We start from the raw sequence: 20,200 nt of genomic DNA, 5'->3' as shown, positions 1-20,200 counted from the left end.
TAAGAATAGTATGTTCAAAGTGAACGAAAATATAGTGTAGCGAGGTGTGGAAATATGGTATGGCTCATTCTATTCCTACCAGCTGTCATCATTTGGTTTGTTGTTCTCTTTATCCACCTGAAATCCGGGAAAAGCAATCACCATTACCACGAACCCTTAATTTTTTACTCTCAGCGCATTTCTCCATTCCCAATTGAAAACATCCAAAACGACTATAAAAATGAACTAGAAAAAAGCTATCGAAAACGATAGCTTTTTTCTAGTATTCTTGCTGCATAATGGGCTTCATCTTACTTAACCGGATCAAATTTAACACCTACATCTTTAGATCCAGCTTCACTTCGCACAAGTTGGATAATTTTATTTGCCTCTTTCTGTGAATGCTTTGCCGCTTTTACAGTTACCTTAATATCATTTCCTTCAGCTCTTACAAGTGCGTCTTTGTAACCACCTTGAGATTTAATAACCGTTTCAAGCAACCCTTCTTTTGTTTGCATTGTATTGATTGCATCAAAATCCGCTTTTGCCTTACTAATTTCCTCAGCTGAAGATTTTGTTGATTTCATCACATCTTGCAACTTTTCTTTCTCTGCACTACGTTGATCCTCCATTTGCATACGTAAAGCTGTGAAGTTCTCATCGCTTGATTGAACTGTTACATTACTTTCTTTTTTGCTCGTTTCTTTGTTACTTGTTTCTTTGCTACTTGTTCCTTTGTTGCCACTGTCCTTTTTATCTGTTTCTTTATTTGCAGTTTCTTTTTTACCAGCTTCATTATTTGAAGTTTCTTTTGTAGTTTCTTTTGTAGTTTCTTTTTCAGTTCCTTGCTTTTCTTGTCCCATCTTTTCGCTCGCTGTCGGCGTTACATTATTCATTTTCTCTGGTGTTGTTACATAGTAAACAGATAGCACAACAACTAAACTTAACATCGTTAATAACCAAACTGTTTGTTTTTTCAACACTTTATTTCCTCCCTAGCCCTTTTTTGGTAATACTGCAACGCGGTGAGATGGTACATCTAACATACGCGTCACTGCTTCTTTTACCATTGCTTTTATTTGTATATTATCCACTCCCTTTGCTACGACAAGGACACCACGTACTTTCGGTTTCTCTGTTCGTAAAACAACTGGAGTTTCTTTATCACCTTCGCGTATAATGACCGTCTTTTCATCAAGAGACTCATCTTCTACTTTTCTTGTGCCTCCTGTTTTATCGGTTTCACTTGTTGTTTGTGAACGCTTCACAGTATTTTTTTCAAGTATTTTTTCCTCAGATGAATCTAAATTCACTGTAATAGATACATCTTTTACCCCTGTTATATCTTCTAATGCAGATTTCAATTCTTGCTCATATGCTTTTTCGTATTTTTCTACAATTGACATGTTGTCGCTATTCTTTTGCCCAAAGGTCGGCACATCTTTTCCTGAATCTTGACTTGTCTTTTCTTTGAACACGGGCACTTCTTCTTTTTTTGTTTGAAAGAAATTGCTAGAAAACATAAGCAAAATTCCAAGTATGAGTAGGACAAGCAAAAACTTTGGTGTTACCTTTTTCCCCTTCTCCTTATCATCTTTTTCGTCCCCTTTCAATAAGTTTCGAAAAAACGAGAATTTTGAATTTTTATCTTTATTGTCCATTTACTCTACCTGTCCCTCCTTCCATTTGAACTTGGATTTGTTTATCCTCTAGCTGCCATTTGTTTGAAAAGAACTCTTTCATTTCTACATTTGTTTCTTCCGAAGTTTTCCGTGGTTCTTTCGTATTAATTTCAACCGGTTTTACTGTTTCAATTGCATCATTTTTCTTCGGTTCAGCTTCTTTTAGTGTCACAATGACAGATTGGATATCCTTTGCTGTTTTTACTTCTTCTTTCGTTTCTGGTGCAATTACTTTTATTTCAGACACTGTCACACCATACTTTTTCTCAAACTCTTTTCCAACTTCTTTTTTCATTTTGACAGCCATCTCTTCTAAACTATATGCACGTGTGAGAGCTTGTATTTCTTTTTTCTTTGTATCAATTGAATTTTTTACCGATCCATCTGTTACATATTTTTCTTGATTAAAATTCGCAATCACTTCATTTACATCTGTTTGTAATAACTTAAATAGCGGCGTCAAGATTAAAACAACTAACAATAAGCTCACAACAAATTTGACATACTTTTGTAGATTTGAATTGGGAAGGATAAGATGAAGCATTGTCGCCAAGAGTAAAAAAACGATAATATTTCTAATCCACTCTGTAACAAATTGCATACTTGCCACCTCCTATCGCATCATAAGGGTAATGTTCCCCGCGGCAATAATAATGGTAATACTTAAAAAGAACATAAACGATACGATAGCTAAGCAAGCAAATACATAGATAATACTTCGTCCTATAATATCCAAGCACTGAATAATAGCTCCCCCGCCAACTGGCTGTAGTACTGCTGCGGCAAATTTATAAATAAATGCAATACAAAAGATTTGAATCGCCGGAAACGCAACGATTAAACATAAAATAACAAGCCCGATAATTCCGACTGTATTCTTTAACAACCCAGAAGCGCTAATCACAGTATCTGCCGCTTCTGTAAACATCCTTCCTACCACCGGAATAAAGTTTCCTGTTACAAACTTCGCTGTTTTAACTGCTATCCCATCAGCAACTGCTGTTGCTGTCCCTTGCACTGATAATACACCAAGAAAAACGGTTAAAAAGATACCAATAATCCCAACGCTTACATTTTGCAGGAGCTTGGACAATTTCGTAACTTTATATTGATCGCTCATTGTACTCACAATACTTAAGATGGTCGCAAGCAATAAAAGAGGAAGTACAATATAGTTCATGAGCATCCCACTTGTATTCATTAAAAAAATGATAATCGGATGGAAGAATGATACCGATACAACCCCGCCCCCTGTCGCTATGAGTGCTAGTAAAATAGGAAGTAGAGCTAATATGAAATCTACCATCGTTTGAATTGTTTCTCGCGCATACGTCATGACTACATAAAAACTATTTAAAGCGAAAATAATCAGCACCATATATACAACTGCATCAGCAATTTTACTCACGCTGCTCTTTGAGAAAGCGGATTGTAAGGACTGTAATAATGCACTAAAAATTGTGAGCATAATGAGCGTCCCAAGTAATTTTCCATTTGCAACAAGCTCATGGAACAAATATTTCAATAGCCCTGTCATCCACTCTTTTATAGAAAATTCCTTTTCTCCCTTTACAAATTCCATAAAACTTCCCTTTTGACTCTCTGGTAAATAGCCTCCATATTTTGTGACAAGCCCGTCCCAATACTGCTTCACATCTTCGATTCCGAGTTTATCTAATTGCTGATCTACGACGTTTTTTTCTAAAGGAGAAGCTTGTACAACAATTGGTAAAGAAAAGAAAAGGAAGCAAGCAAACAGTAGCTTAGCTCCAAACCTTCGCAACATTCACTCCCCCTTATCCCGTAGGTAAAAAACCAAGGATTGTTTCAATTACAACTGTCAAAATCGGAATAGCCATGACAAGGATTAAAATTTTCCCTGCCAATTCAATCTTTGAAGCAATCGCCCCTTGACCAGCATCTTTTGTAATTTGAGCACCAAATTCGGCAATATAAGCAATGCCAATGATTTTCAGCAGCGTTTCTACGTATACATTGCTTACCTTTGCTTCACTTGCAACTCTCTCAATCATTCTTAAAATAGAATGGATTTGATCGATTAATAAAAGAAACATTACACTACCAATGAACACAATGAACAACGACGTGATACTAGATTTATGTTGATTCAAAACAGCAGCTAAAAAAGTTGCGACGAGGCCTAATCCGACAATTTGTATAATCTCGATTCGAATCGCCTCCTTTACTGGAAGAGAAAGACACTTTTTATCTTGTCAAACAAAGTATTAATCAGAAATGCAACATGAAATAAAATAACGACAAACCCAACGAGAATAACCCAGTTTGCAATATCTTCTCGCTTTAATTCTTTTAATACGGTATGAATGAAAGCTAAAACAATGCCGATTCCGGCGATTTGAAATATTAATCCAACATCAATGGACATCGCCTTTCTCCCCCCTATAGCAGTAAAATTACAATGAGTAGTCCTGCTAACACACCTAAGCTTTTTATCATCTTTTCATATTGAAGTTGCAGCGCTTTCGCTTCTCCCTCTTCTCTTTCTAAATGTGTAATACATAAGCGAATATGTTTTTGCTGCGATTCACGATCATGCTGCCCTAACGTTTCACCGAATTGTTGCAAAATCTCATATTCAGTTTGTCTAAATGCAGTTAGTTTCCAATTTTCTTGTAAACTGTCAAACCAAGCCTCTCTAACTGTCTGTTCACCGCTCTCTAGCCGTTTAGAGAAACTTTGAAATATCCAATGTAATGGCCTTGGCATTTGCTTTACTAGGCGTTCTGCCGCTTCAGATAAAGGCGTATGTCCATACATAATTTCAGCTTCTAACGATTGAAGCGCTGCTTTTAAAAGCCTCAGTTGACGCGGACGTTCACTATATCTTTTGGCGTACGAAAAACCAAAGAAAGTAGTAACTACTACAATTAACACCGCACCAAATATTTTTACCATACACTTTGAACCTTCCCTCGCCTTTGAACAGGCTTTCCATCTCTATCCTTCACTTGAACAACGGTTCCAGGGCCCTTTGCTTTTGATAGTTCAATAAAGCGATCAAACACACCAAGTTCCATTACAGCCTTTAAAGACGGTCGCTTCATTACATCATCAAAAGAAAATCCGTGCGCACTTATAAAAAGCTGAACACCAGCATGGACTGCCTCCATAATTGCTTCACTATCTTCCATGCGCCCAATTTCATCAACGATTAATACATCCGGGCTCATAGAACGAATCATCATCATCATTCCTTCTGCTTTTGGACAAGCATCCAGCACATCAACCCGTGGACCAAATTCATATTGCGGAATCCCTTTTACACATCCCGCAATTTCTGAGCGTTCATCAACAATTCCAACTTTACAAGAAGGAATTTCATGAGGACGGACCCCTTGACTCATACAACGTGCCACATCCCTGAGAAGTGTTGTTTTCCCTGTTTGTGGCGGTCCAATTACCATCGTATTTAACCAACGTGATTCATACAAATAAGAAAGAAGAGGTTCGGCAATTCCCATTTTTTGACGAGCAATCCGAATATTAAATGATGAAACATCTCGGATCATCTTCACTGCACTTTTCTCTGTAATTACTTTTCCCGCCAAACCAATCCTATGACCACCACGCAGCGTAACATACCCGCGTTTTAACTCTTCTTCCATCGTATAAATTGAATATTGACTCAGCTTATTTAATAAATAAATGGCATCCTCTGCTGTGACGATATAATCATAAAAAAACACCTCTCCGTATGCGATACATTCGAGCGGCCTTCCAATTCGAACCCGGATTTCCTCTAATTCATGATATTGTTTACAGCCTTCAATGAACTGTTTCATCGTTTTTGGTAAAACCTCTAATACTTCCTTCATCGGCTTCTCCCCACTATAATTGACTTACTATTTCAACACTGCAATAAAAATGCAGCCAATTCCAAGAGTTAGAAAAAAAAGTTTCAAAAAAGAAATTTCACTTGCGACGCTCGCAATGCCGATTGACATCGTTATGATTAATACAGTCGGTCCAACAAATGCCAACATACCGTTTATAAACAATGCCTTTTTCGCATCATTCACATAGAGCATAAGCAAAGCGGCGAATATCTCCACACTACCTGAAAACAACCGAAGCAATCCCATGACAAGCACGGATGTTTCCATTGCCGCCAGCCACTGTTTCATTCTTCCACCTTCTCTCCTAACAATTACTTTTCAAGCAGCTTCTTAGACTTACTAAAAAAGCCGTATTTCAAAAAGAATAGATTTGTACAACCATATGCAGAGGTTGTCTATTTCAGAAGTAAAAACATAATTTTTCTACTTTAACCATCACTAAAATCTGAATATTCGTATTATTTTATGTTATATTTAATAAAGAAAGGAGATAGGTTATGAAACATATCCTATTATTACCATTTGATTTACAATATGCAGAAATCATTTTTACATTATCAAGCGATCCACATGTGAAAGACACCCTAGGTCTAAAAGTGGAGACTATCGAAGACACGAAAGCATTTATTCGTCTTACAATGGAAGACGAACAGAAAAAGCATTCTCTATCAAGAGTGATTGTAAATGAAAGAGAAGAAGTAATTGGCATCACTACCCTCAAGCACATCAATTATGAAAAAAAGCAATCTCATATCGGTAGTTGGCTAGGTTATCCTTATTGGGGACAAGGATATAATGAGGCTGCTAAAAAGGCGATTTTAAAAATCGCATTTGAAGAATTACATCTAAAACATGTATTTGCTGGTGCCAAAACTACGAATATCCGTTCTTTAAAAGCACAGGAGAAATTACCTTATATGTCACTACACGTAGAAAAGAAATTTCCAGATGAACACGCTGCATTAGAAAAGGAAACAAAGTCTCCTTGTACACTACACGTTGTCTCTCGAGAAAACTTTTTAAATTGGATGAAATGAAAGAATGAGGAGGTATCAAAGTGAAGAAAGTTAAATTCTTTATGACAATTGTATTAGAGCTTGTTGGTATCTACCTCTTTTCAAAGCTAGTTGGTTGGTCATTTATAGAGACCTTTTTTCTAGGAAGTTTAAGTATATTTGCGGTTATATGGTTCATTATCATGAGTATATCAAGGAATGCCAATATGGATCATGCTGTATATAAAGGCTTGACGGGTGTTGAAACAGGAGAAATAAAGCCATTTCAAATCAATTTAAATCCATACATAACTGGTACTCTGTCTCTTGTTGTTATCAGTCTTGTTATAACCATTTTTTATTATCTACCTTATTTCATGTAAAAAGCACCCGTGATAATCACGAGTGCTTTTTCTAACTATGCACGAGAAACGTATTTACCTTCACCTGTGTTGATGATAAGCATTTCGCCTTCGTTAATGAAGATTGGTACTTGTACAACAAGACCAGTTTCTAATGTAGCTGGTTTTGTTACGTTAGAAGCTGTGTCACCTTTAATACCTGGCTCTGTTTCAGCAACTTTTAACTCTACAGTATTTGGAAGTTCAACTCCAAGTACTTCGCCTTGGTATGTCATAATAGCTACTTCCATGTTTTCTTTTAAGAATTTTAGCTCGCGCTCGATTTGAGCTTCACCAAGTTCGATTTGCTCATAAGTTCCGTTATCCATGAATACGTGAGACTCACCGCTCGCGTATAAGTATTGCATACGACGGTTTTCGATATGTGCTTTTTCTACTTTTTCACCAGCACGGAATGTTTTTTCTTGAACAGAACCTGTGCGAAGGTTACGTAGTTTAGAGCGAACGAACGCAGCACCTTTACCTGGCTTTACGTGTTGGAAATCGATAACTTGCCATAGGCCATTGTCCACCGCGATTGTTAAACCTGTACGAAAATCGTTTACTGAAATCATGCAAAAAATCCTCCTGTGTATTACAAAATAATAAGTTCTTTTGGAGATTTTGTAATTACCTCATTGCCTTCACTTGTTACGATGATATCGTCTTCAATACGTACACCACCAACACCTGGAATATAAATACCCGGCTCTACTGTCACAACCATGCCTGGCTCAAGTACCGTTTCAGAGCGAGATGCTAAGCCTGGTGCTTCATGAATCTCAAGACCCACTCCATGACCAGTAGAGTGACCGAAATATTCACCGTATCCTTTTTCCGTTATGTAATCACGTGTTAATGCATCAGCTTCACGGCCAGTTAAACCAGCTTTAATGCCGTTCACACCACGCAGCTGCGCTTCTAAAACGACATTGTAAATTTCTTTTAATTTATCAGATGGTTCACCGACTGCAATCGTACGAGTAATATCCGAGCAATATCCTTTATAATAAGCACCGAAGTCTAATGTTACGAAATCTCCTGTTTCTATCACTTTTTCAGATGCCACACCATGCGGCAATGCTGAGCGAAGTCCTGAAGCAACGATAATATCAAACGAAGAAGATGTTGCTCCTTGTTTTCTCATGAAAAATTCAAGTTCATTTGACACTTCAATTTCAGATACTCCTGGGCGAATGAATGATAGAATATGTTCAAAGGCAGCATCTGCAATCTGTGCAGCTTCCTTTAATATCTTAATCTCTGAATCCGTCTTAATCAAGCGTAACTTTTCTACAAGTCCAGAAGTTGGAACAAATTCCGCTTCAACAGCTTCTTTATATGCTGTATAAGAGCTATATGTAAGAGTATCTTGCTCAAAGCCAAGCTTTTGAATTCCTAATTCTTTCACTTGTTTGGCAACTTCATCAAGAATTGGTCCTGTATGCTGTACAATTTCATAGCCAACAGCTTGTTTACCAGCTTGCTCTACGTAGCGGAAATCTGTAATAAACAGCGCACGCTCATTAGAAATGAGTACGACACCAGCTGTCCCTGTGAAATTCGTCATGTATCTACGGCTATACTCATTCGTTAATAAAATACCATCAATACCAGCTTCATTAAATGCACTTCTTAATTTCGTGATTTTTTCCATCAGTTTATGCCTCCCTAAGTTTCTCCAATAATGCAAATAACGCTAACTTATAGCCATAAAAACCAAATCCAACAATTTGTCCTGCCGTGGCAGGTGCCGTCACCGATTCATGACGAAACGACTCTCTCTGGTGGATGTTAGAAATATGTACCTCAATAACAGGAATCGAAATACTCGCAATCGCATCTCGGATCGCGTAGCTATAATGCGTAAATGCTCCTGGATTTAAAATGATTCCTTCATATGTATCATCAGCCTCATGAATGATATCAATAAGAGCACCTTCATGATTCGATTGGAAACACTCTAACTCCACTCCCAATTTCTCTGCTTCTTGCTTTATCTCTGTTTCAAGCGTCGCTAACGTTCCTTTTCCATATACATTCACCTCTCGAACACCGAGACGATTTAGATTAGGACCGTTTACGAGGAGTAACTTTTTCATCTTCTTAAACTCCTTAATATAAAGAATGTCTATACAACATTCTAACACAGGAATCACTTGTTTGAATAGTTTGTCTTCTCTACACCTTCTCCTCGATTCTCATTATTCGCTTCAAACGAAACAGAATATGAAATAAATACACCATATAAAATAAAGATACATATCGTTGTAACAATTGTTTCTTTCGGTAAATGAAGTGCATTTTTAATAACAGGTGCAATAGAACCAAGCCCGAAAAATAAAATGCTCCACCAAAAAAGCCCATACAATATTCCAGGTAGTACCCCTTCAAATCTTTTGAAAAGAGCCTTATAGAGAAACGCCACTAAAATAGAAAGAAGCCCCATACAGACTATACCCGATACATTTCCCCAAGCTCCTTCTTTCCAATTCCCAAGAGCAAATGGTAAAAGCAAATAGTTTGGTCCAGCTTCTGTAAATGAGAAAAAATGAAGAAAATACCATATACTTCCCCAAAAAACGCCACCAAATAAACCAATCTGTACAAATTTATTTATCTCTGATTGTTCCTGCTTCACGTTGCCACCTCCGCTTACTAGTATGTCCGAAACTATTTTGAAGCATGTTTAAATCATGCGAAATTTGTCTATAAAAAGAATAAGAAATGTCCTACTCTCGTAACATTTTTTCTTGTCATCCGCTTGTATTTCTCGATAAAATATAGGAAACTCGGTAATTGTCAAATCTCACAATGACAGAACCAAGTATGACAATTGCCTCTTTTCTATATAAGAGAGAAACAAATACAGGTTGGTGTTAACATGGCAGAAGAGTCAAAACAAATATATGGTGGGCAAGCGGTCATAGAAGGAGTTATGTTTGGCGGTAGAGAATATACTGTTACAGCGGTTCGTCGTAAAGATGAATCAATCGAATTTTATCGATTGCCACGCGTTCGTAATAAAGTATTAACCATACTAAAGAAAGTTCCATTTTTACGAGGCATCGCCGTTATTATTGATGCAAGTGCCAATGGAGCAAAGCATTTAAACTTTGCTTCTGAACGATTCGACGTTCATCCAGAAAATGATGAACAACTTGCACAAAAAAAAGAAGAACAGTCAAAATTAACGATGATATTAGGAGTAGCAGCAGTCGGGGTGTTATCATTTATATTCGGTAAAGTCATTTTCACGGCGGTTCCGGCACTTTTAGCGGAATTGACAAGGCCGATTTTCCCATCTCATACTGGGCAAATCATTGTCGAAAGCATCATTAAGCTCATTCTATTACTGAGCTATATATACTTTGTTTCACTAACCCCACTTATTAAGCGGGTATTTCAATATCACGGTGCGGAACATAAAGTAATTAATGCTTATGAAAATAACCTTCCACTGACTGTAGAAAATGTTCAAAAACAAACCCGCCTCCATTATCGCTGCGGAAGTAGTTTTATTATATTTACAGTTATTATCGGAATGTTCATCTACTTTCTTGTTCCAACTGATCCTCTTTGGGTCCGAGTTGTAAACCGTATTTTATTGATTCCAGTTGTTCTTGGTATTTCTTTTGAAGTCTTGCAGTTTACAAATCGTTTGCGAGATATTCCGGTTTTACGCCTATTAGGATACCCTGGGTTATGGCTTCAACTATTAACAACAAAAGAACCTGCAGATGATCAAGTTGAAGTTGCAATCGCATCATTTGAAGAATTATTACGTTTAGAAAATAAACAACAATAATTATTTAAAAATGATGTTCAACTCCTTTCCTCATCGCTAATATACTAATTTTAATATATGTTTTTAGGAGGTGTTCCTTATGAACGGTCGTTCGTTTATGTTCGCTATATTTGTGCTTATTATTGGTTTAGCAATATTTGGTCTCGTTTCATCTGCAATTACAGATCCGAAAGGAATGTTACAAAACATTGGTATTATGTTACTTGTTGTTGGTATCTTTTACTTGCTATACAAAATGTTCACAAACTCCAGTGGTTCAGCCAATTCGCAAAACTCCTATAAGCGTGCTGCGAAACAATCGAACCGCAAATATGGAAAACAAAATGTAGCACCCCTAAGCAATTCTTTCTTAAAACGAAACGCTTCCGATGACAAAGGGAAGAAAGGAAATCCAACTTCGTTAAAACGAAAACGAAAGCAATCTCATTTAACCGTAATTGAAGGTAAAAAAAATAAAAAGAAAGACCGTGCTTCCTTTTAGGAAATACGGTCTTTCTTTTTTCACGCTCGATTCCTTACATATTGAAGTACTTCCGTTAAACTCTTTTCTTTCATACTTCCTAAACGCAGATGATGATTTTCAAACTGCAAAGTCTTTGTAACCTCATTTGGCACAACAACGCATGCTAATCCTGCCGCAAGCGCCGCTTTCAATCCATTTAACGAATCCTCAAACACAACAGCTTCTGCAGGTTCTATCCCTAACTCTTTAATGGTTACTCTATACAGCGCTGGATCTGGTTTTACTTTCTCTACATCCTCTTTTGTTTTAATGACTTCAAAATACTCTCGAATACCTAACCCTTCTAAAAATCCAACAACCCATTCTCTTGAAGAACTAGATGCTAAACCGATTTTCAATCCAGTTTCTTTTGCTTCTTCTAAATACTCTTTCACCCCATCGCGAGCTACTGGCATTTTCATTTTCTCTTGATGCAAAATCGAGACTTTTTCTTTTAACTCATCCCGATTAAATTTTTCTTTTAACTGTTGTTCAATGTATGTATAAAGCACTTCATCTGTTGTTCCAATACATTTCGCAAACTCCTCTAGAGGTAAGTCCCCACCATATTCGCGAACTACCTCCTGAAAAGATTGAAACCAGATCGTTTCTGTATCTACAATTAATCCATCAAAGTCAAAAATAATTGCTTTCATTCCTATCCCGCCTTTTACAAAACGATTTTCACATTTCTATACATTCAACTTAAACCAAGTGATTTCCTCTTCTAAACAAAAAAGGAAACGCATTTCGTTCCCTTTACTTCCCCTGCTCTTCATTTGCTTTTTGAACACCGCGAAGTGTTTCAATTCGAAGCTCATCTTGCTCAAAATATTGTACTAAATCACCAATACGATCGATTGCTTCCCAGCTTAAATGATGCTCAATTCCCTCTACATCATTATAAATCTTGCCTTCATCCACACCGATAATACGCATAAATTGCTCTAGTAATTCATGACGATATACAAGACGTTCTCCGATTTTTTTACCCTTTGTTGTTAATACAAGCCCTCTATATTTTTCATAAATTAGATATTCATCTTTATCTAATTTTTGTACCATTTTTGTTACAGAGGATGGATGCACACTAAGCGCTTCAGCAATATCAGATACGCGGGCATATCCCTTTTCATCAATCAACAAATAAATTTGTTCAATATAATCTTCCATACTAGGGGTAGGCATCGGTTTCCACCATCCAATTTCATTTTGTGTATTCCGCACTAAGCAATCAATAAAATGATACACCAGAAAGAATAACGTGACAAGGGTGGAAACAAGCCTAAATATATAAAACAAAAAAGAATCTGTATTCATCTACAGATTCTCTCATGTAAAATATTGAATTTCCGCATTAGGGAAAAATTTATGAATATAACCTCTAATCTTTTTTTCTAGCCTCACCGCATCATCTTTTTGATACACATATTTTCCGATTCCACACCGTTCCCACTTATATTTTCGTTTTTCTTCATCCTTTGTAAATTTCTCATATAGCTCTTTTCCAAACGGGTATTCAAACGCCTTTGGTTCGAAATAAACGAGATTTGGCATAAACAGCTTCATACAATCCCCCCCTTTTTTAGTATGGATAGCAGAGAAAGATTACCGCTTTTTAAAGTTTTCCACTTCAGTAACTTGCGTAGCAAGTTACTGAAGTGCTATAATTCAAATAACAGCTACCTTGCACAACAAGTTACTAGGAAGTGGTGAACTCATGCATAGTCAAATGCTAAAAGGTGTGCTCGAAGGATGCATTTTATACATCATCTCCCAAGAAGAGGTGTATGGGTACGAACTAAGTACGAAATTAAACCAACATGGTTTTACATTCGTAAGCGAAGGTAGCATTTATCCCCTTTTATTACGAATGCAAAAAGAAAAACTCATTGCTGGCACATTAAAAGCTTCAAGCCTTGGTCCAAAGCGAAAATATTACCATGTAACGGATAAAGGATTCGAACAGCTAGAAGAGTTTAAAAAGAGCTGGGGGATGGTTTCGACAACGGTAAATAATTTATTGCGGGGAGAGTCTGAATGATGAACGCAAACGAATTGGTAGAACTTAATAATAAAAAACGTGAGCTTCTAACACCTGAAAATGAAGTTGCTTATGGGGACATGTTGGTATATCTACGATTGGCTAATGTTCCAGAACAACAAGTAGAGGAGCTATTACTAGAAATTTTAGACCATCTTATTGAAGCTCAAAAAGATGGTAAGAATGCTTATGATATTTTTGGTGATAACTTGCAATCTTATTGTGATGAGCTCATATTAGCTTTACCTAACCAAACAAAATTAGCAAAAACATCCATGATTGGTTTTGCTATTAGTTTGTTACTTGCTATACAATTTGGGATGGATACAATTGTTTCATTTTTTATTTTACTTTTTGAAAAAACAACTCAATTGACAGGCCCATCATTTAGTATTCCTGGAACTACTTTTTCCATTTTAATTATTATATTAGGCATACTTTTCATTTTATATTTATTAAAGCGCTATTCCTTTAATCAAACAATGAATTGGAAAAGAAGAATTCTGTTCGGGCTCGCATTTTCTATTCCATTTTGCTCAGCGGTATTTATAAACATTTACTTTAAAAAACAACCTTATCTTTCTTATCATTTAACAACTTGGCAAAATGCTTTAATCACTATTTTCTTTTATATTTTATATAAACTGCTATATAAAAAATCAAACTTTTAACAGCCTTTTGGAAGGCTGTTTTTCTTCTGTATAATTTTACAAATTGAAAAATTTCATAAAGAAAAAAAGAAAAATGCAAAATAATTAACGTAAATTGTTGACGTGATGCTTTTATTATCGGTATCATATTTCTTCGTGAGCAATTATTTTTCGTTATACGATTTTTTTATTATTACTGAATTTTTGAGAGGGGAAATTTGATGTCACTTAAGAAGAAAACGCAAGTACGCACCGGCAAAATGGTACGTGAACTAATGTTAGCAGATGAAGATGTAAGTGCTTCGCTAATTATGGTATATAGTGAAAACGGTGTAAACGCAGAAATTAAAATCGAGGGCTTAACGCCGAAATGTAACGAAGAATTATTTTTGAGCGGAAATGTGGATTGGAACAAAAGTGTGATTTATAAAATTGTCGATTTCACAGGTAACGCTGAAGTTGGTAAAGTTACATTAACAGCAATGAACAAAAACAATGTTTCCCTAGAAATTGAACGCGTTATGTGGAGTAAAGAAAATAAAGAAGCTGCTGAACAGGACGTAACACCTGTAGAAACAGCTCCTAAAAAAGAAGTAGTCGTAGAGGCTCCTAAAGTAGTCACAGCTGCTCCAAAACCTGTTACACGCGTTGAACAACCTGTTGTAACTCCTAAACCTACTCCGGCACCAGCGCCGAAGCCAGTGCGTTCAGAAACGGTTGTAGAACGACCTACTCCAGTACCTGTAAAAAAAGAAGTACCGACTCCTGTTACAAAGCAAGAGACGGTTGCAGCTATACCTACAAAACCGAAGCAAACAGTTACAAATGAAGCCAATTCAAAATTACAAGAAAATTATGTAAAGCTTGTAAAAAAGACAATTGAAGTGTGTCAAGATTATGAGCTTGGCATCGATATAGATGATTCTATTGAAAATTTAAAAGAAGAATTACAAAGCCAAGGAATTAGCGTTACATTCGATAAAGAAATTATGGATGTTGTAAATCGTCTTCGTTCTTTACAAGAAAAAGGAATCAAAGTAGAAAAAGTACTTAATTTATTATAAAAAAATAAGGAGGTGGCAATTGCCATCTCCTTATTTTTTATAATTCCATTCATCACTTTCATACTTTTCTTTTGCTAATGTTTCTACTTCATGAAGCTGCTCTTCTGTTAATTCATATGGTACAAGTTCTACATTTAAGCCTTTTTCAAATCCAGCTTGGAACGCTTCAATCAACTGTTCGATTGTAAACGTACGATCTGTTAATTCATTGATTGCGACAGCCTTAGAAGAAAACATGCTCTTCATACGCTCTTTCACTCGCTCATTTGGGAATAAGAATAAATCATACAGCTCATCTAAGTCGATTTCTAATGGAATCGATCCATGTTGTAAAATTACACCTTTTTGACGCGTTTGAGCGCTTCCTGCAATTTTTCTGCCTTCAACGACAATTTCATACCAAGACGGTGCATCAAAACATACACCTGAACGTGGATTTTTTAAATTTTCACGATCCGCTTCTGTTTTTGGAACCGCATAATACGCTTCTAATCCTAGCGCCTTAAAACCTTCTAGTAGCCCTTGTGAAATGACGCGATACGCTTCTGTAACTGTTTTAGGCATATCGGGATGATCTTCAGAGACGATCACACTGTACGTCAATTCCTTATCATGCAATACGCCCCTACCACCTGTTTGTCGGCGAACAAACCCATATTTCTTTTCATTTACTACATCCATATTGATATCTTTTTCTACACGCTGAAAATACCCAACTGTTAATGTTGGTACTTCCCATTCGTAAAAACGAATGGTTGGAGGCATTTTCTTTTCACTTTGCCAATTTAATAAACATTCATCTAACGCCATATTAAATGCCGGCGAACATTGACCAGAGTTAATATAACACCATTTTTCTTTTCCCATCTTGCACCTCATATAACCAATTATTTTTCACAATCTCTAGTCTATCAAATTCGACAAAATTTGTGAAAGAATACGAAATTTCTTCTTATCTCCACATGAATCTGTTGCATAAATACATATGGGCATTATAATATTGAAAGTAGGATAAGAAAAAAGGGAGCGATAGAATCGTGTCAACAAATTTGATTATTATATTGTCGGTGATCGTAGGAATCATCGGCTACTCTGTATGGATGTTTTTCTATCAGAAAAAATTAATTAAAACACTTTCAGAAGAAGAGTTTCGCGCTGGCTACCGCAAAGCACAGCTTATCGATATTCGTGAAGCAGATGAATTTAACGCAGGGCATATTTTAGGTGCTCGTAACATTCCATTATCACAAATTCGCCTTCGTTACAAAGAGCTTCGCAAAGATCAACCAGTTTATTTATATTGTCAAAATGGCTTCCGTACAGGTCGTGCAGCTCAATATCTAAAAAAACAAGGTTACAAAGATTTCTACCAACTACAAGGCGGATTTAAATCTTGGACTGGAAAAGTTAAAAAGAAATAATATGTGAAAGAACTAGCTGAAAGTCTCAGCTAGTTCTTTTCTTCCATATTGTTGGCAATATATAATAAGTTCTGTTTGATTACTTCTTCATTTTGTACTGTCGCATTTCGATACAACAACTGATATTCTAGTCCTTTTTCTTTCCATATCAGCGTTGCAAATTCTTCTCCTCGTTCACCGTCATCTTTATTTTTAAAATAGGCAGCTGCTCCATTATTCAACCTCATTTGTTCCTGAAATCGATTTTGTTCCACAATATAAGGAAAACTGTAAGAAAAGTTCGTAACTGTTAATTCCACATAATCTTTGCGTCCTTTCTCTTGTTGCTTATATTTAATCGTTAAGACAGCATTCTTCTTCCCAATCGTTCTTACTTCCCCTTTGACATCACTTGTAATGTCATACGGCAAAAACGTTGGAACTTTAAAATGCGCTGGAAAATATTTAGAAACATCCTGTAATACAATAGGACCAGATATACGATCTACAGCCCCTCCTGCACTTTCCACAAATTGTTTTTCTTCCTTCATCGTTTGCTGAAACGAACATGAGCTAAGTAACACACTCGAAAACACGAAACAAATGAGCCCTTTTTTCAATTTGTTTCCGCCCTTTCATATCGCTCTCTTAACGAACGAAGCGTTTATATGTTGTTCATATTCGCTCCTTCTTCTCACTCTCCCTTTGAAAACTTTCCTCGTTATTCTCACACTTTTTGACATAGCATATCGTATCTTTTTAGACAAAAAAAGACTTTCCACTATTCTTACGCCCAAGCGAAAAGGTTACGCGAATAACAGAAAGCCCTTTTATAACATAGATTGTGAAAAGCTTTTCAGGTCAAGCTTTTTTCACTTTCTTTCCATTTTTATCTATTTGCCTTTATAATATAAGCTAAGAGGTGATACATATGGTAAATATAAAACAAATTGCGAAAACCGCTGGCGTATCCATAACAACGGTTTCGCGCGTATTAAATGATCATCCCTATGTAAGTGAAGAAAAGCGCGAACGCGTTTTAGACGCTGTTGAACAATTAAATTATGCAAAAAATATAAATGCGGTTCACTTAATAAAAGGAAAAACATTTACAATTGGTGTCATGCTTCCTTTTATCAATTTACCCTACTTCAGCACGATTATTGAGGGGATTGGGAACGAGGCATTAGCTGCTGGTTATCACATTAATTTATGCCAAACAAATTACGATAGTATCGAAGAAATTCGAGTTCTTGAAACGATGAAAATGAAACAATTTGACGGCATGATTATATGCTCTCGAACAAGCTCTTGGGAGCATATTGAACCATTCGCAAAATTTGCTCCTATCATCTCATGTGAAAAAATGATACATTCCCTCATTTCATCCGTCTATGTTGATCATTATGAAGGATTTCGCATTGGTACAGAATATTTATTGCGTAAAGGTCATGAGAAGATTGGTTTTTGTTTAGCAAGGCAGAATAGTGTAAATACAAAGCAGCGTGAAAAAGCCTTTTCCGATGCTCTTCATACTGCAAAAAAAAGAATACAACCAGATTGGATGTTTTACCAATGTTACAATATGCAAGATGGGGCAAAAGTTCTGCACAGTATTTTAAACATGAAAGAGCGTCCAACTGCTATTTTTGCCGCCAATGATCAAGTAGCCGCTGGTTTAATAACTGAAGCAAGAAAACACGGTCTACGTGTACCAGAAGATCTCGCCATTCTCGGCTTTGATAACCATGAAATTTCGAAAGCATTAGAGATTACAACAATTGAACATCCTGGTCTAACAATGGGTGCTCGCGCCTTTTCTTTATTTCATAAGCAAATACAGGCCGAACAAATTATAGGTAGCTCAGAGGAACTCCCTTTCCATTTAATTGAACGAAAAACTGTGTAAAGAGTGCCCATTTAGGTACTCTTTTTCAATCATTTGCCTCATTGACTTTATGTTTATTCTCTTTTATAATGAACCTAACGAACGGTAGGTAGGGGATGAAAATGACAGCAAACCGCATTAAAGCTGTAGCACTTTCTCATTTCGCACGCTACGGCTATGAAGGGACTTCATTAGCAAATATTGCTCAAGAGGTCGGGATTAAAAAACCATCAATTTACGCACACTTTAAGGGAAAAGAAGAATTATATTTTATCTGCTTAGAAGCAGCTCTGCACAAAGATTTACAATGCTTTACGGATGATATAGAAAAATTTTCAGAATCATCTACTGAGGCATTGCTTATCAATTTATTAAAAGGTTACGCAAAGCGATTTGGTGAAAGTGAAGAATCAATGTTTTGGTTACGCACTTCTTATTTTCCGCCCGATGCATTTCGCGAGCAAATTATTGAAAAAGCAAATGCTCACATTGAAAACATTAGAGAACTTTTATTTCCTGTATTCAAACGAGCAAATGAGCAAGGTGAACTGCATAACATTGAAATAAAAGACGCTTTAGAGGCTTATTTATGCTTAATTGACGGTCTTATGGTTGAACTATTATTCGCAGGTTTAAATCGCTTTAAGACCCGCTTAAACGCCTCTTGGAAAGTATTTTGGAACGGCCTTTCAAAATGACGGATTGCTTATTTAGCAATGCGTCGTTTTTCAGCCCTTTACCTAACGACTGGTAGGAAGGAGAAATAACATATGGCATGGATTTATGTAATTGTAGCTGGCATTATTGAAATTTTTTGGGTGATTGGACTCAAACACGCAACAACACCAATTGAATGGATTGGTGTCGCTCTTATAATCGCAATTAGTTTTATCCTATTATTTAAAGCTTATAAAGATTTACCTGTCGGAACTGTATACGCTGTGTTCACAGGAATTGGAGCTGGTGGAATCGTTCTTACAGAGATTTTCATCTTTGGCGAACCTTTTTCCATTGTAAAAATTCTATTTATCGCTTTAATTTTCTTTGGAGTAATTGGTTTAAAACGAGTAACGGGTGAACAAGAAGAGAAGGAGGCTGCATAAAATGGCATGGGTATTTTTAATTATTGCTGGTATTTGTGAGATTCTTGGTGTACTGTTTATGAAAGTAGCCACGAAAAAGAAAGGCTGGGCACCAAAACTTATTTTGATTGCCAACTTCGGTGTAAGCTTCTTCTTCTTATCACTTGCAATGAACTCATTACCGATGGGAACAGCTTACGCGATTTGGACTGGAATTGGAACTGCCGGAAGTGCGCTTCTCGGCATCTTGGTTTTCGGCGAATCAGCTGATTGGCGTCGCCTTGCCTTTTTAAGCTGCATTTTATGCGGTGCAGTTGGCTTAAAATTAATGAGCTAACGTGAGGTGAATGTCATGTGGAAAGAAAAAGGGAAACAAATTTTAACAGGGATTATAATTGGGATCGTTATTCTATTACAAGTAGGCTTTCATATTATAGAATGGCTATTTCATAAAGTAATCGCTATTCTTACATTCCTTCCCAACATGGCACTTGAAGTTGCATCCATCGCCTGGTCAATTATTGCATCGATTATAATCATTATTATTTGGAATATCGCCAAGCTTTGGAACAAACTATTTAAAAAGGACAGTTCTTCTGAAAAGAAGTAACTGTCCCTTTTTGTATTTACCTAGTAGTATGGCTAGATTTTCTATAAAAATTTGATGCGATAAGGCATAGTATCCCAACAATCAAAACGCTCATACCGATACCTTTATTCATATTTGGAAACACTTGAATGTCCGAGTAAACATTTGACAATATAAGTCCAAAAGAGAATAATATTGATCCGATTCCTAATAACATTTTTCTTTTTAGCCTTTGTTG

The 20,200-nt window shown here is 36.4% G+C and carries 32 protein-coding genes and 1 pseudogene; 14 read left to right on the top strand and 19 right to left on the bottom strand.

All coding sequences use genetic code 11. From position 1 onward, the window contains the following. Positions 1–54: 54 nt before the first annotated feature. Complete coding sequence (locus V7183_RS15545) at positions 55–252, top strand: DNA recombination protein RecO (protein ID WP_335360099.1); 198 nt, start codon at positions 55–57, stop codon at positions 250–252. Between the two features lie 38 nt (positions 253–290). Here V7183_RS15545 and V7183_RS15540 read toward each other — a convergent pair whose 3' ends face one another. Genes V7183_RS15540 through V7183_RS15500 form a run of 9 tightly spaced genes read right to left on the bottom strand, consistent with a single transcriptional unit; the run spans position 291 to position 5,827 of the window. Continuing rightward, positions 291–962 carry a SpoIIIAH-like family protein gene (locus V7183_RS15540; RefSeq protein WP_335360098.1) on the bottom strand — a complete coding sequence of 224 codons (672 nt, stop codon included), beginning with the start codon at positions 960–962 and terminating at the stop codon, positions 291–293. Between the two features lie 12 nt (positions 963–974). Then, positions 975–1,640: a stage III sporulation protein AG gene (spoIIIAG, locus tag V7183_RS15535; RefSeq protein WP_335360097.1), complete on the bottom strand. Its 666-nt coding sequence runs from the start codon at positions 1,638–1,640 to the stop codon at positions 975–977. Next, the gene (spoIIIAF, locus tag V7183_RS15530) at positions 1,630–2,262 is read right to left on the bottom strand and encodes a stage III sporulation protein AF (RefSeq protein WP_097896836.1); all 633 of its coding nucleotides are present in this window, start codon (positions 2,260–2,262) and stop codon (positions 1,630–1,632) included. Before spoIIIAF ends, spoIIIAG begins: the two co-directional genes overlap by 11 nt. Before the next feature lie 12 nt (positions 2,263–2,274). Beyond that, positions 2,275–3,447, bottom strand: coding sequence for a stage III sporulation protein AE (spoIIIAE, locus tag V7183_RS15525; protein WP_335360096.1), 1,173 nt, complete (start codon positions 3,445–3,447; stop codon positions 2,275–2,277). Positions 3,448–3,457: 10 nt separating this feature from the next. Beyond that, on the bottom strand, positions 3,458–3,856 hold the full coding sequence (spoIIIAD, locus tag V7183_RS15520; protein ID WP_255257262.1) for a stage III sporulation protein AD: 399 nt from the start codon (positions 3,854–3,856) through the stop codon (positions 3,458–3,460). Between the two features lie 8 nt (positions 3,857–3,864). Beyond that, positions 3,865–4,068 (bottom strand): stage III sporulation protein AC, encoded by a 204-nt coding sequence (gene spoIIIAC / locus V7183_RS15515; protein ID WP_000020914.1) that lies wholly within the window; start codon positions 4,066–4,068, stop codon positions 3,865–3,867. 14 nt (positions 4,069–4,082) lie between these two features. Next, on the bottom strand, positions 4,083–4,598 hold the full coding sequence (spoIIIAB, locus tag V7183_RS15510; RefSeq protein WP_097896839.1) for a stage III sporulation protein SpoIIIAB: 516 nt from the start codon (positions 4,596–4,598) through the stop codon (positions 4,083–4,085). Further along, positions 4,592–5,518: a stage III sporulation protein AA gene (gene spoIIIAA / locus V7183_RS15505; RefSeq protein WP_097896840.1), complete on the bottom strand. Its 927-nt coding sequence runs from the start codon at positions 5,516–5,518 to the stop codon at positions 4,592–4,594. The genes spoIIIAB and spoIIIAA overlap by 7 nt, the downstream gene beginning before the upstream one ends. Positions 5,519–5,545: 27 nt before the next feature. Then, positions 5,546–5,827 carry a YqhV family protein gene (locus V7183_RS15500; protein ID WP_097896841.1) on the bottom strand — a complete coding sequence of 94 codons (282 nt, stop codon included), beginning with the start codon at positions 5,825–5,827 and terminating at the stop codon, positions 5,546–5,548. 209 nt (positions 5,828–6,036) lie between these two features. Here V7183_RS15500 and V7183_RS15495 point away from each other — a divergent pair, with 209 nt between their 5' ends. Both V7183_RS15495 and V7183_RS15490 read left to right on the top strand, forming a co-directional pair. Beyond that, complete coding sequence (locus V7183_RS15495) at positions 6,037–6,576, top strand: GNAT family N-acetyltransferase (RefSeq protein WP_335360095.1); 540 nt, start codon at positions 6,037–6,039, stop codon at positions 6,574–6,576. A 41-nt stretch (positions 6,577–6,617) separates the two neighbouring features. Then, positions 6,618–6,917 carry a hypothetical protein gene (locus tag V7183_RS15490; RefSeq protein WP_438825174.1) on the top strand — a complete coding sequence of 100 codons (300 nt, stop codon included), beginning with the start codon at positions 6,618–6,620 and terminating at the stop codon, positions 6,915–6,917. Positions 6,918–6,952: 35 nt separating this feature from the next. Here the strand turns inward: V7183_RS15490 and efp are convergent, their stop codons facing one another. From efp to V7183_RS15470, 4 genes are read right to left on the bottom strand one after another with little or no spacing between them, the layout of a single operon-like run. Beyond that, a complete protein-coding gene (gene efp / locus V7183_RS15485) occupies positions 6,953–7,510 on the bottom strand; it encodes an elongation factor P (RefSeq protein ID WP_097896844.1) in 558 nt (185 codons plus the stop codon). A gap of 20 nt (positions 7,511–7,530) precedes the next feature. Further along, complete coding sequence (gene pepQ, locus V7183_RS15480; RefSeq protein WP_335360093.1) at positions 7,531–8,592, bottom strand: Xaa-Pro dipeptidase; 1,062 nt, start codon at positions 8,590–8,592, stop codon at positions 7,531–7,533. A gap of 4 nt (positions 8,593–8,596) precedes the next feature. After that, complete coding sequence (gene aroQ, locus V7183_RS15475) at positions 8,597–9,037, bottom strand: type II 3-dehydroquinate dehydratase (RefSeq protein ID WP_097896846.1); 441 nt, start codon at positions 9,035–9,037, stop codon at positions 8,597–8,599. Positions 9,038–9,090: 53 nt separating this feature from the next. Further along, positions 9,091–9,576 carry a YqhR family membrane protein gene (locus V7183_RS15470; protein WP_335360092.1) on the bottom strand — a complete coding sequence of 162 codons (486 nt, stop codon included), beginning with the start codon at positions 9,574–9,576 and terminating at the stop codon, positions 9,091–9,093. 243 nt (positions 9,577–9,819) lie between these two features. Between V7183_RS15470 and V7183_RS15465 the strand changes: the two genes are divergently transcribed. Both V7183_RS15465 and V7183_RS15460 read left to right on the top strand, forming a co-directional pair. Further along, positions 9,820–10,743, top strand: a complete 924-nt coding sequence (locus V7183_RS15465; protein WP_335360091.1) for a DUF1385 domain-containing protein — start codon at positions 9,820–9,822, stop codon at positions 10,741–10,743. Between the two features lie 79 nt (positions 10,744–10,822). Continuing rightward, positions 10,823–11,224: an SA1362 family protein gene (locus tag V7183_RS15460; RefSeq protein WP_097896849.1), complete on the top strand. Its 402-nt coding sequence runs from the start codon at positions 10,823–10,825 to the stop codon at positions 11,222–11,224. Positions 11,225–11,244: 20 nt separating this feature from the next. On the opposite strand, the gene V7183_RS15455 is transcribed toward V7183_RS15460, so the two are convergent. From V7183_RS15455 to V7183_RS15445, 3 genes and pseudogenes are all read right to left on the bottom strand, one after another. After that, the gene (locus tag V7183_RS15455) at positions 11,245–11,901 is read right to left on the bottom strand and encodes an HAD family hydrolase (protein WP_335360090.1); all 657 of its coding nucleotides are present in this window, start codon (positions 11,899–11,901) and stop codon (positions 11,245–11,247) included. A 103-nt stretch (positions 11,902–12,004) separates the two neighbouring features. After that, positions 12,005–12,433: a transcriptional regulator MntR gene (gene mntR, locus V7183_RS15450; protein ID WP_097897058.1), complete on the bottom strand. Its 429-nt coding sequence runs from the start codon at positions 12,431–12,433 to the stop codon at positions 12,005–12,007. Positions 12,434–12,577: 144 nt separating this feature from the next. Beyond that, positions 12,578–12,724, bottom strand: a pseudogene (locus tag V7183_RS15445) (spore photoproduct lyase family protein); the annotation flags it as partial. Between the two features lie 241 nt (positions 12,725–12,965). Here V7183_RS15445 and V7183_RS15440 point away from each other — a divergent pair. The 3 genes from V7183_RS15440 to V7183_RS15430 all read left to right on the top strand — a co-directional run bounded on the left by V7183_RS15440 (position 12,966) and on the right by V7183_RS15430 (position 15,003). After that, the gene (locus tag V7183_RS15440) at positions 12,966–13,289 is read left to right on the top strand and encodes a PadR family transcriptional regulator (RefSeq protein ID WP_097896852.1); all 324 of its coding nucleotides are present in this window, start codon (positions 12,966–12,968) and stop codon (positions 13,287–13,289) included. Next, entirely contained in the window at positions 13,289–13,960 is a 672-nt protein-coding gene (locus V7183_RS15435; RefSeq protein ID WP_335360106.1) for a DUF1129 family protein, read from the top strand. The genes V7183_RS15440 and V7183_RS15435 overlap by 1 nt, the downstream gene beginning before the upstream one ends. Positions 13,961–14,160: 200 nt before the next feature. Beyond that, complete coding sequence (locus V7183_RS15430; protein WP_335360089.1) at positions 14,161–15,003, top strand: hypothetical protein; 843 nt, start codon at positions 14,161–14,163, stop codon at positions 15,001–15,003. Positions 15,004–15,033: 30 nt separating this feature from the next. Here the strand turns inward: V7183_RS15430 and V7183_RS15425 are convergent, their stop codons facing one another. Further along, positions 15,034–15,870 carry a lipoate--protein ligase family protein gene (locus V7183_RS15425; protein WP_097896855.1) on the bottom strand — a complete coding sequence of 279 codons (837 nt, stop codon included), beginning with the start codon at positions 15,868–15,870 and terminating at the stop codon, positions 15,034–15,036. Positions 15,871–16,040: 170 nt separating this feature from the next. Between V7183_RS15425 and V7183_RS15420 the strand changes: the two genes are divergently transcribed. Continuing rightward, the gene (locus V7183_RS15420; protein ID WP_335360088.1) at positions 16,041–16,424 is read left to right on the top strand and encodes a rhodanese-like domain-containing protein; all 384 of its coding nucleotides are present in this window, start codon (positions 16,041–16,043) and stop codon (positions 16,422–16,424) included. 29 nt (positions 16,425–16,453) lie between these two features. Here V7183_RS15420 and V7183_RS15415 read toward each other — a convergent pair whose 3' ends face one another. Continuing rightward, positions 16,454–16,999 (bottom strand): DNA polymerase III subunit delta, encoded by a 546-nt coding sequence (locus V7183_RS15415; RefSeq protein WP_335360105.1) that lies wholly within the window; start codon positions 16,997–16,999, stop codon positions 16,454–16,456. A 335-nt stretch (positions 17,000–17,334) separates the two neighbouring features. On the opposite strand from V7183_RS15415, the gene V7183_RS15410 reads away from it, so the two are divergent. The 5 genes from V7183_RS15410 (at position 17,335) to V7183_RS15390 (ending at position 19,983) form a co-directional block, all read left to right on the top strand. Then, the gene (locus V7183_RS15410) at positions 17,335–18,312 is read left to right on the top strand and encodes a LacI family DNA-binding transcriptional regulator (RefSeq protein ID WP_097896858.1); all 978 of its coding nucleotides are present in this window, start codon (positions 17,335–17,337) and stop codon (positions 18,310–18,312) included. Between the two features lie 95 nt (positions 18,313–18,407). Next, complete coding sequence (locus V7183_RS15405) at positions 18,408–18,989, top strand: TetR/AcrR family transcriptional regulator (protein ID WP_335360087.1); 582 nt, start codon at positions 18,408–18,410, stop codon at positions 18,987–18,989. A 72-nt stretch (positions 18,990–19,061) separates the two neighbouring features. Beyond that, positions 19,062–19,394: a DMT family transporter gene (locus V7183_RS15400; protein ID WP_335360086.1), complete on the top strand. Its 333-nt coding sequence runs from the start codon at positions 19,062–19,064 to the stop codon at positions 19,392–19,394. A 1-nt stretch (position 19,395) separates the two neighbouring features. Further along, on the top strand, positions 19,396–19,710 hold the full coding sequence (locus tag V7183_RS15395; RefSeq protein ID WP_097896861.1) for a DMT family transporter: 315 nt from the start codon (positions 19,396–19,398) through the stop codon (positions 19,708–19,710). Between the two features lie 15 nt (positions 19,711–19,725). Next, positions 19,726–19,983 (top strand): DUF3975 family protein, encoded by a 258-nt coding sequence (locus tag V7183_RS15390; RefSeq protein ID WP_097896862.1) that lies wholly within the window; start codon positions 19,726–19,728, stop codon positions 19,981–19,983. Between the two features lie 16 nt (positions 19,984–19,999). Here V7183_RS15390 and V7183_RS15385 read toward each other — a convergent pair whose 3' ends face one another. Next, positions 20,000–20,179: a hypothetical protein gene (locus V7183_RS15385; RefSeq protein WP_335360104.1), complete on the bottom strand. Its 180-nt coding sequence runs from the start codon at positions 20,177–20,179 to the stop codon at positions 20,000–20,002. Positions 20,180–20,200 lie beyond the last annotated feature (21 nt).

This window comes from Bacillus sp. JJ1127 (assembly GCF_036965845.1).
In the GTDB taxonomy this organism is placed as follows: Bacteria; Bacillota; Bacilli; order Bacillales; family Bacillaceae_G; genus Bacillus_A.
This window is presented reverse-complemented; position numbering and strand designations above follow the sequence as displayed.

Coding starts and splice junctions, on each gene's coding strand:
- V7183_RS15545 (WP_335360099.1), top strand. CDS start 55: ATGGTATGGCTCATTCTATTCCTACCAGCTGTCATCATTTGGTTTGTT.
- spoIIIAG (WP_335360097.1), bottom strand. CDS start 1,640: ATGGACAATAAAGATAAAAATTCAAAATTCTCGTTTTTTCGAAACTTA.
- spoIIIAF (WP_097896836.1), bottom strand. CDS start 2,262: ATGCAATTTGTTACAGAGTGGATTAGAAATATTATCGTTTTTTTACTC.
- spoIIIAE (WP_335360096.1), bottom strand. CDS start 3,447: ATGTTGCGAAGGTTTGGAGCTAAGCTACTGTTTGCTTGCTTCCTTTTC.
- spoIIIAC (WP_000020914.1), bottom strand. CDS start 4,068: ATGTCCATTGATGTTGGATTAATATTTCAAATCGCCGGAATCGGCATT.
- spoIIIAB (WP_097896839.1), bottom strand. CDS start 4,598: ATGGTAAAAATATTTGGTGCGGTGTTAATTGTAGTAGTTACTACTTTC.
- spoIIIAA (WP_097896840.1), bottom strand. CDS start 5,518: ATGAAGGAAGTATTAGAGGTTTTACCAAAAACGATGAAACAGTTCATT.
- V7183_RS15500 (WP_097896841.1), bottom strand. CDS start 5,827: ATGAAACAGTGGCTGGCGGCAATGGAAACATCCGTGCTTGTCATGGGA.
- V7183_RS15495 (WP_335360095.1), top strand. CDS start 6,037: ATGAAACATATCCTATTATTACCATTTGATTTACAATATGCAGAAATC.
- V7183_RS15490 (WP_438825174.1), top strand. CDS start 6,618: ATGACAATTGTATTAGAGCTTGTTGGTATCTACCTCTTTTCAAAGCTA.
- efp (WP_097896844.1), bottom strand. CDS start 7,510: ATGATTTCAGTAAACGATTTTCGTACAGGTTTAACAATCGCGGTGGAC.
- pepQ (WP_335360093.1), bottom strand. CDS start 8,592: ATGGAAAAAATCACGAAATTAAGAAGTGCATTTAATGAAGCTGGTATT.
- aroQ (WP_097896846.1), bottom strand. CDS start 9,037: ATGAAAAAGTTACTCCTCGTAAACGGTCCTAATCTAAATCGTCTCGGT.
- V7183_RS15465 (WP_335360091.1), top strand. CDS start 9,820: ATGGCAGAAGAGTCAAAACAAATATATGGTGGGCAAGCGGTCATAGAA.
- V7183_RS15460 (WP_097896849.1), top strand. CDS start 10,823: ATGAACGGTCGTTCGTTTATGTTCGCTATATTTGTGCTTATTATTGGT.
- V7183_RS15455 (WP_335360090.1), bottom strand. CDS start 11,901: ATGAAAGCAATTATTTTTGACTTTGATGGATTAATTGTAGATACAGAA.
- mntR (WP_097897058.1), bottom strand. CDS start 12,433: ATGCCTACCCCTAGTATGGAAGATTATATTGAACAAATTTATTTGTTG.
- V7183_RS15440 (WP_097896852.1), top strand. CDS start 12,966: ATGCATAGTCAAATGCTAAAAGGTGTGCTCGAAGGATGCATTTTATAC.
- V7183_RS15435 (WP_335360106.1), top strand. CDS start 13,289: ATGAACGCAAACGAATTGGTAGAACTTAATAATAAAAAACGTGAGCTT.
- V7183_RS15430 (WP_335360089.1), top strand. CDS start 14,161: ATGTCACTTAAGAAGAAAACGCAAGTACGCACCGGCAAAATGGTACGT.
- V7183_RS15425 (WP_097896855.1), bottom strand. CDS start 15,870: ATGGGAAAAGAAAAATGGTGTTATATTAACTCTGGTCAATGTTCGCCG.
- V7183_RS15410 (WP_097896858.1), top strand. CDS start 17,335: ATGGTAAATATAAAACAAATTGCGAAAACCGCTGGCGTATCCATAACA.
- V7183_RS15405 (WP_335360087.1), top strand. CDS start 18,408: ATGAAAATGACAGCAAACCGCATTAAAGCTGTAGCACTTTCTCATTTC.
- V7183_RS15400 (WP_335360086.1), top strand. CDS start 19,062: ATGGCATGGATTTATGTAATTGTAGCTGGCATTATTGAAATTTTTTGG.
- V7183_RS15395 (WP_097896861.1), top strand. CDS start 19,396: ATGGCATGGGTATTTTTAATTATTGCTGGTATTTGTGAGATTCTTGGT.
- V7183_RS15390 (WP_097896862.1), top strand. CDS start 19,726: ATGTGGAAAGAAAAAGGGAAACAAATTTTAACAGGGATTATAATTGGG.
- V7183_RS15385 (WP_335360104.1), bottom strand. CDS start 20,179: ATGTTATTAGGAATCGGATCAATATTATTCTCTTTTGGACTTATATTG.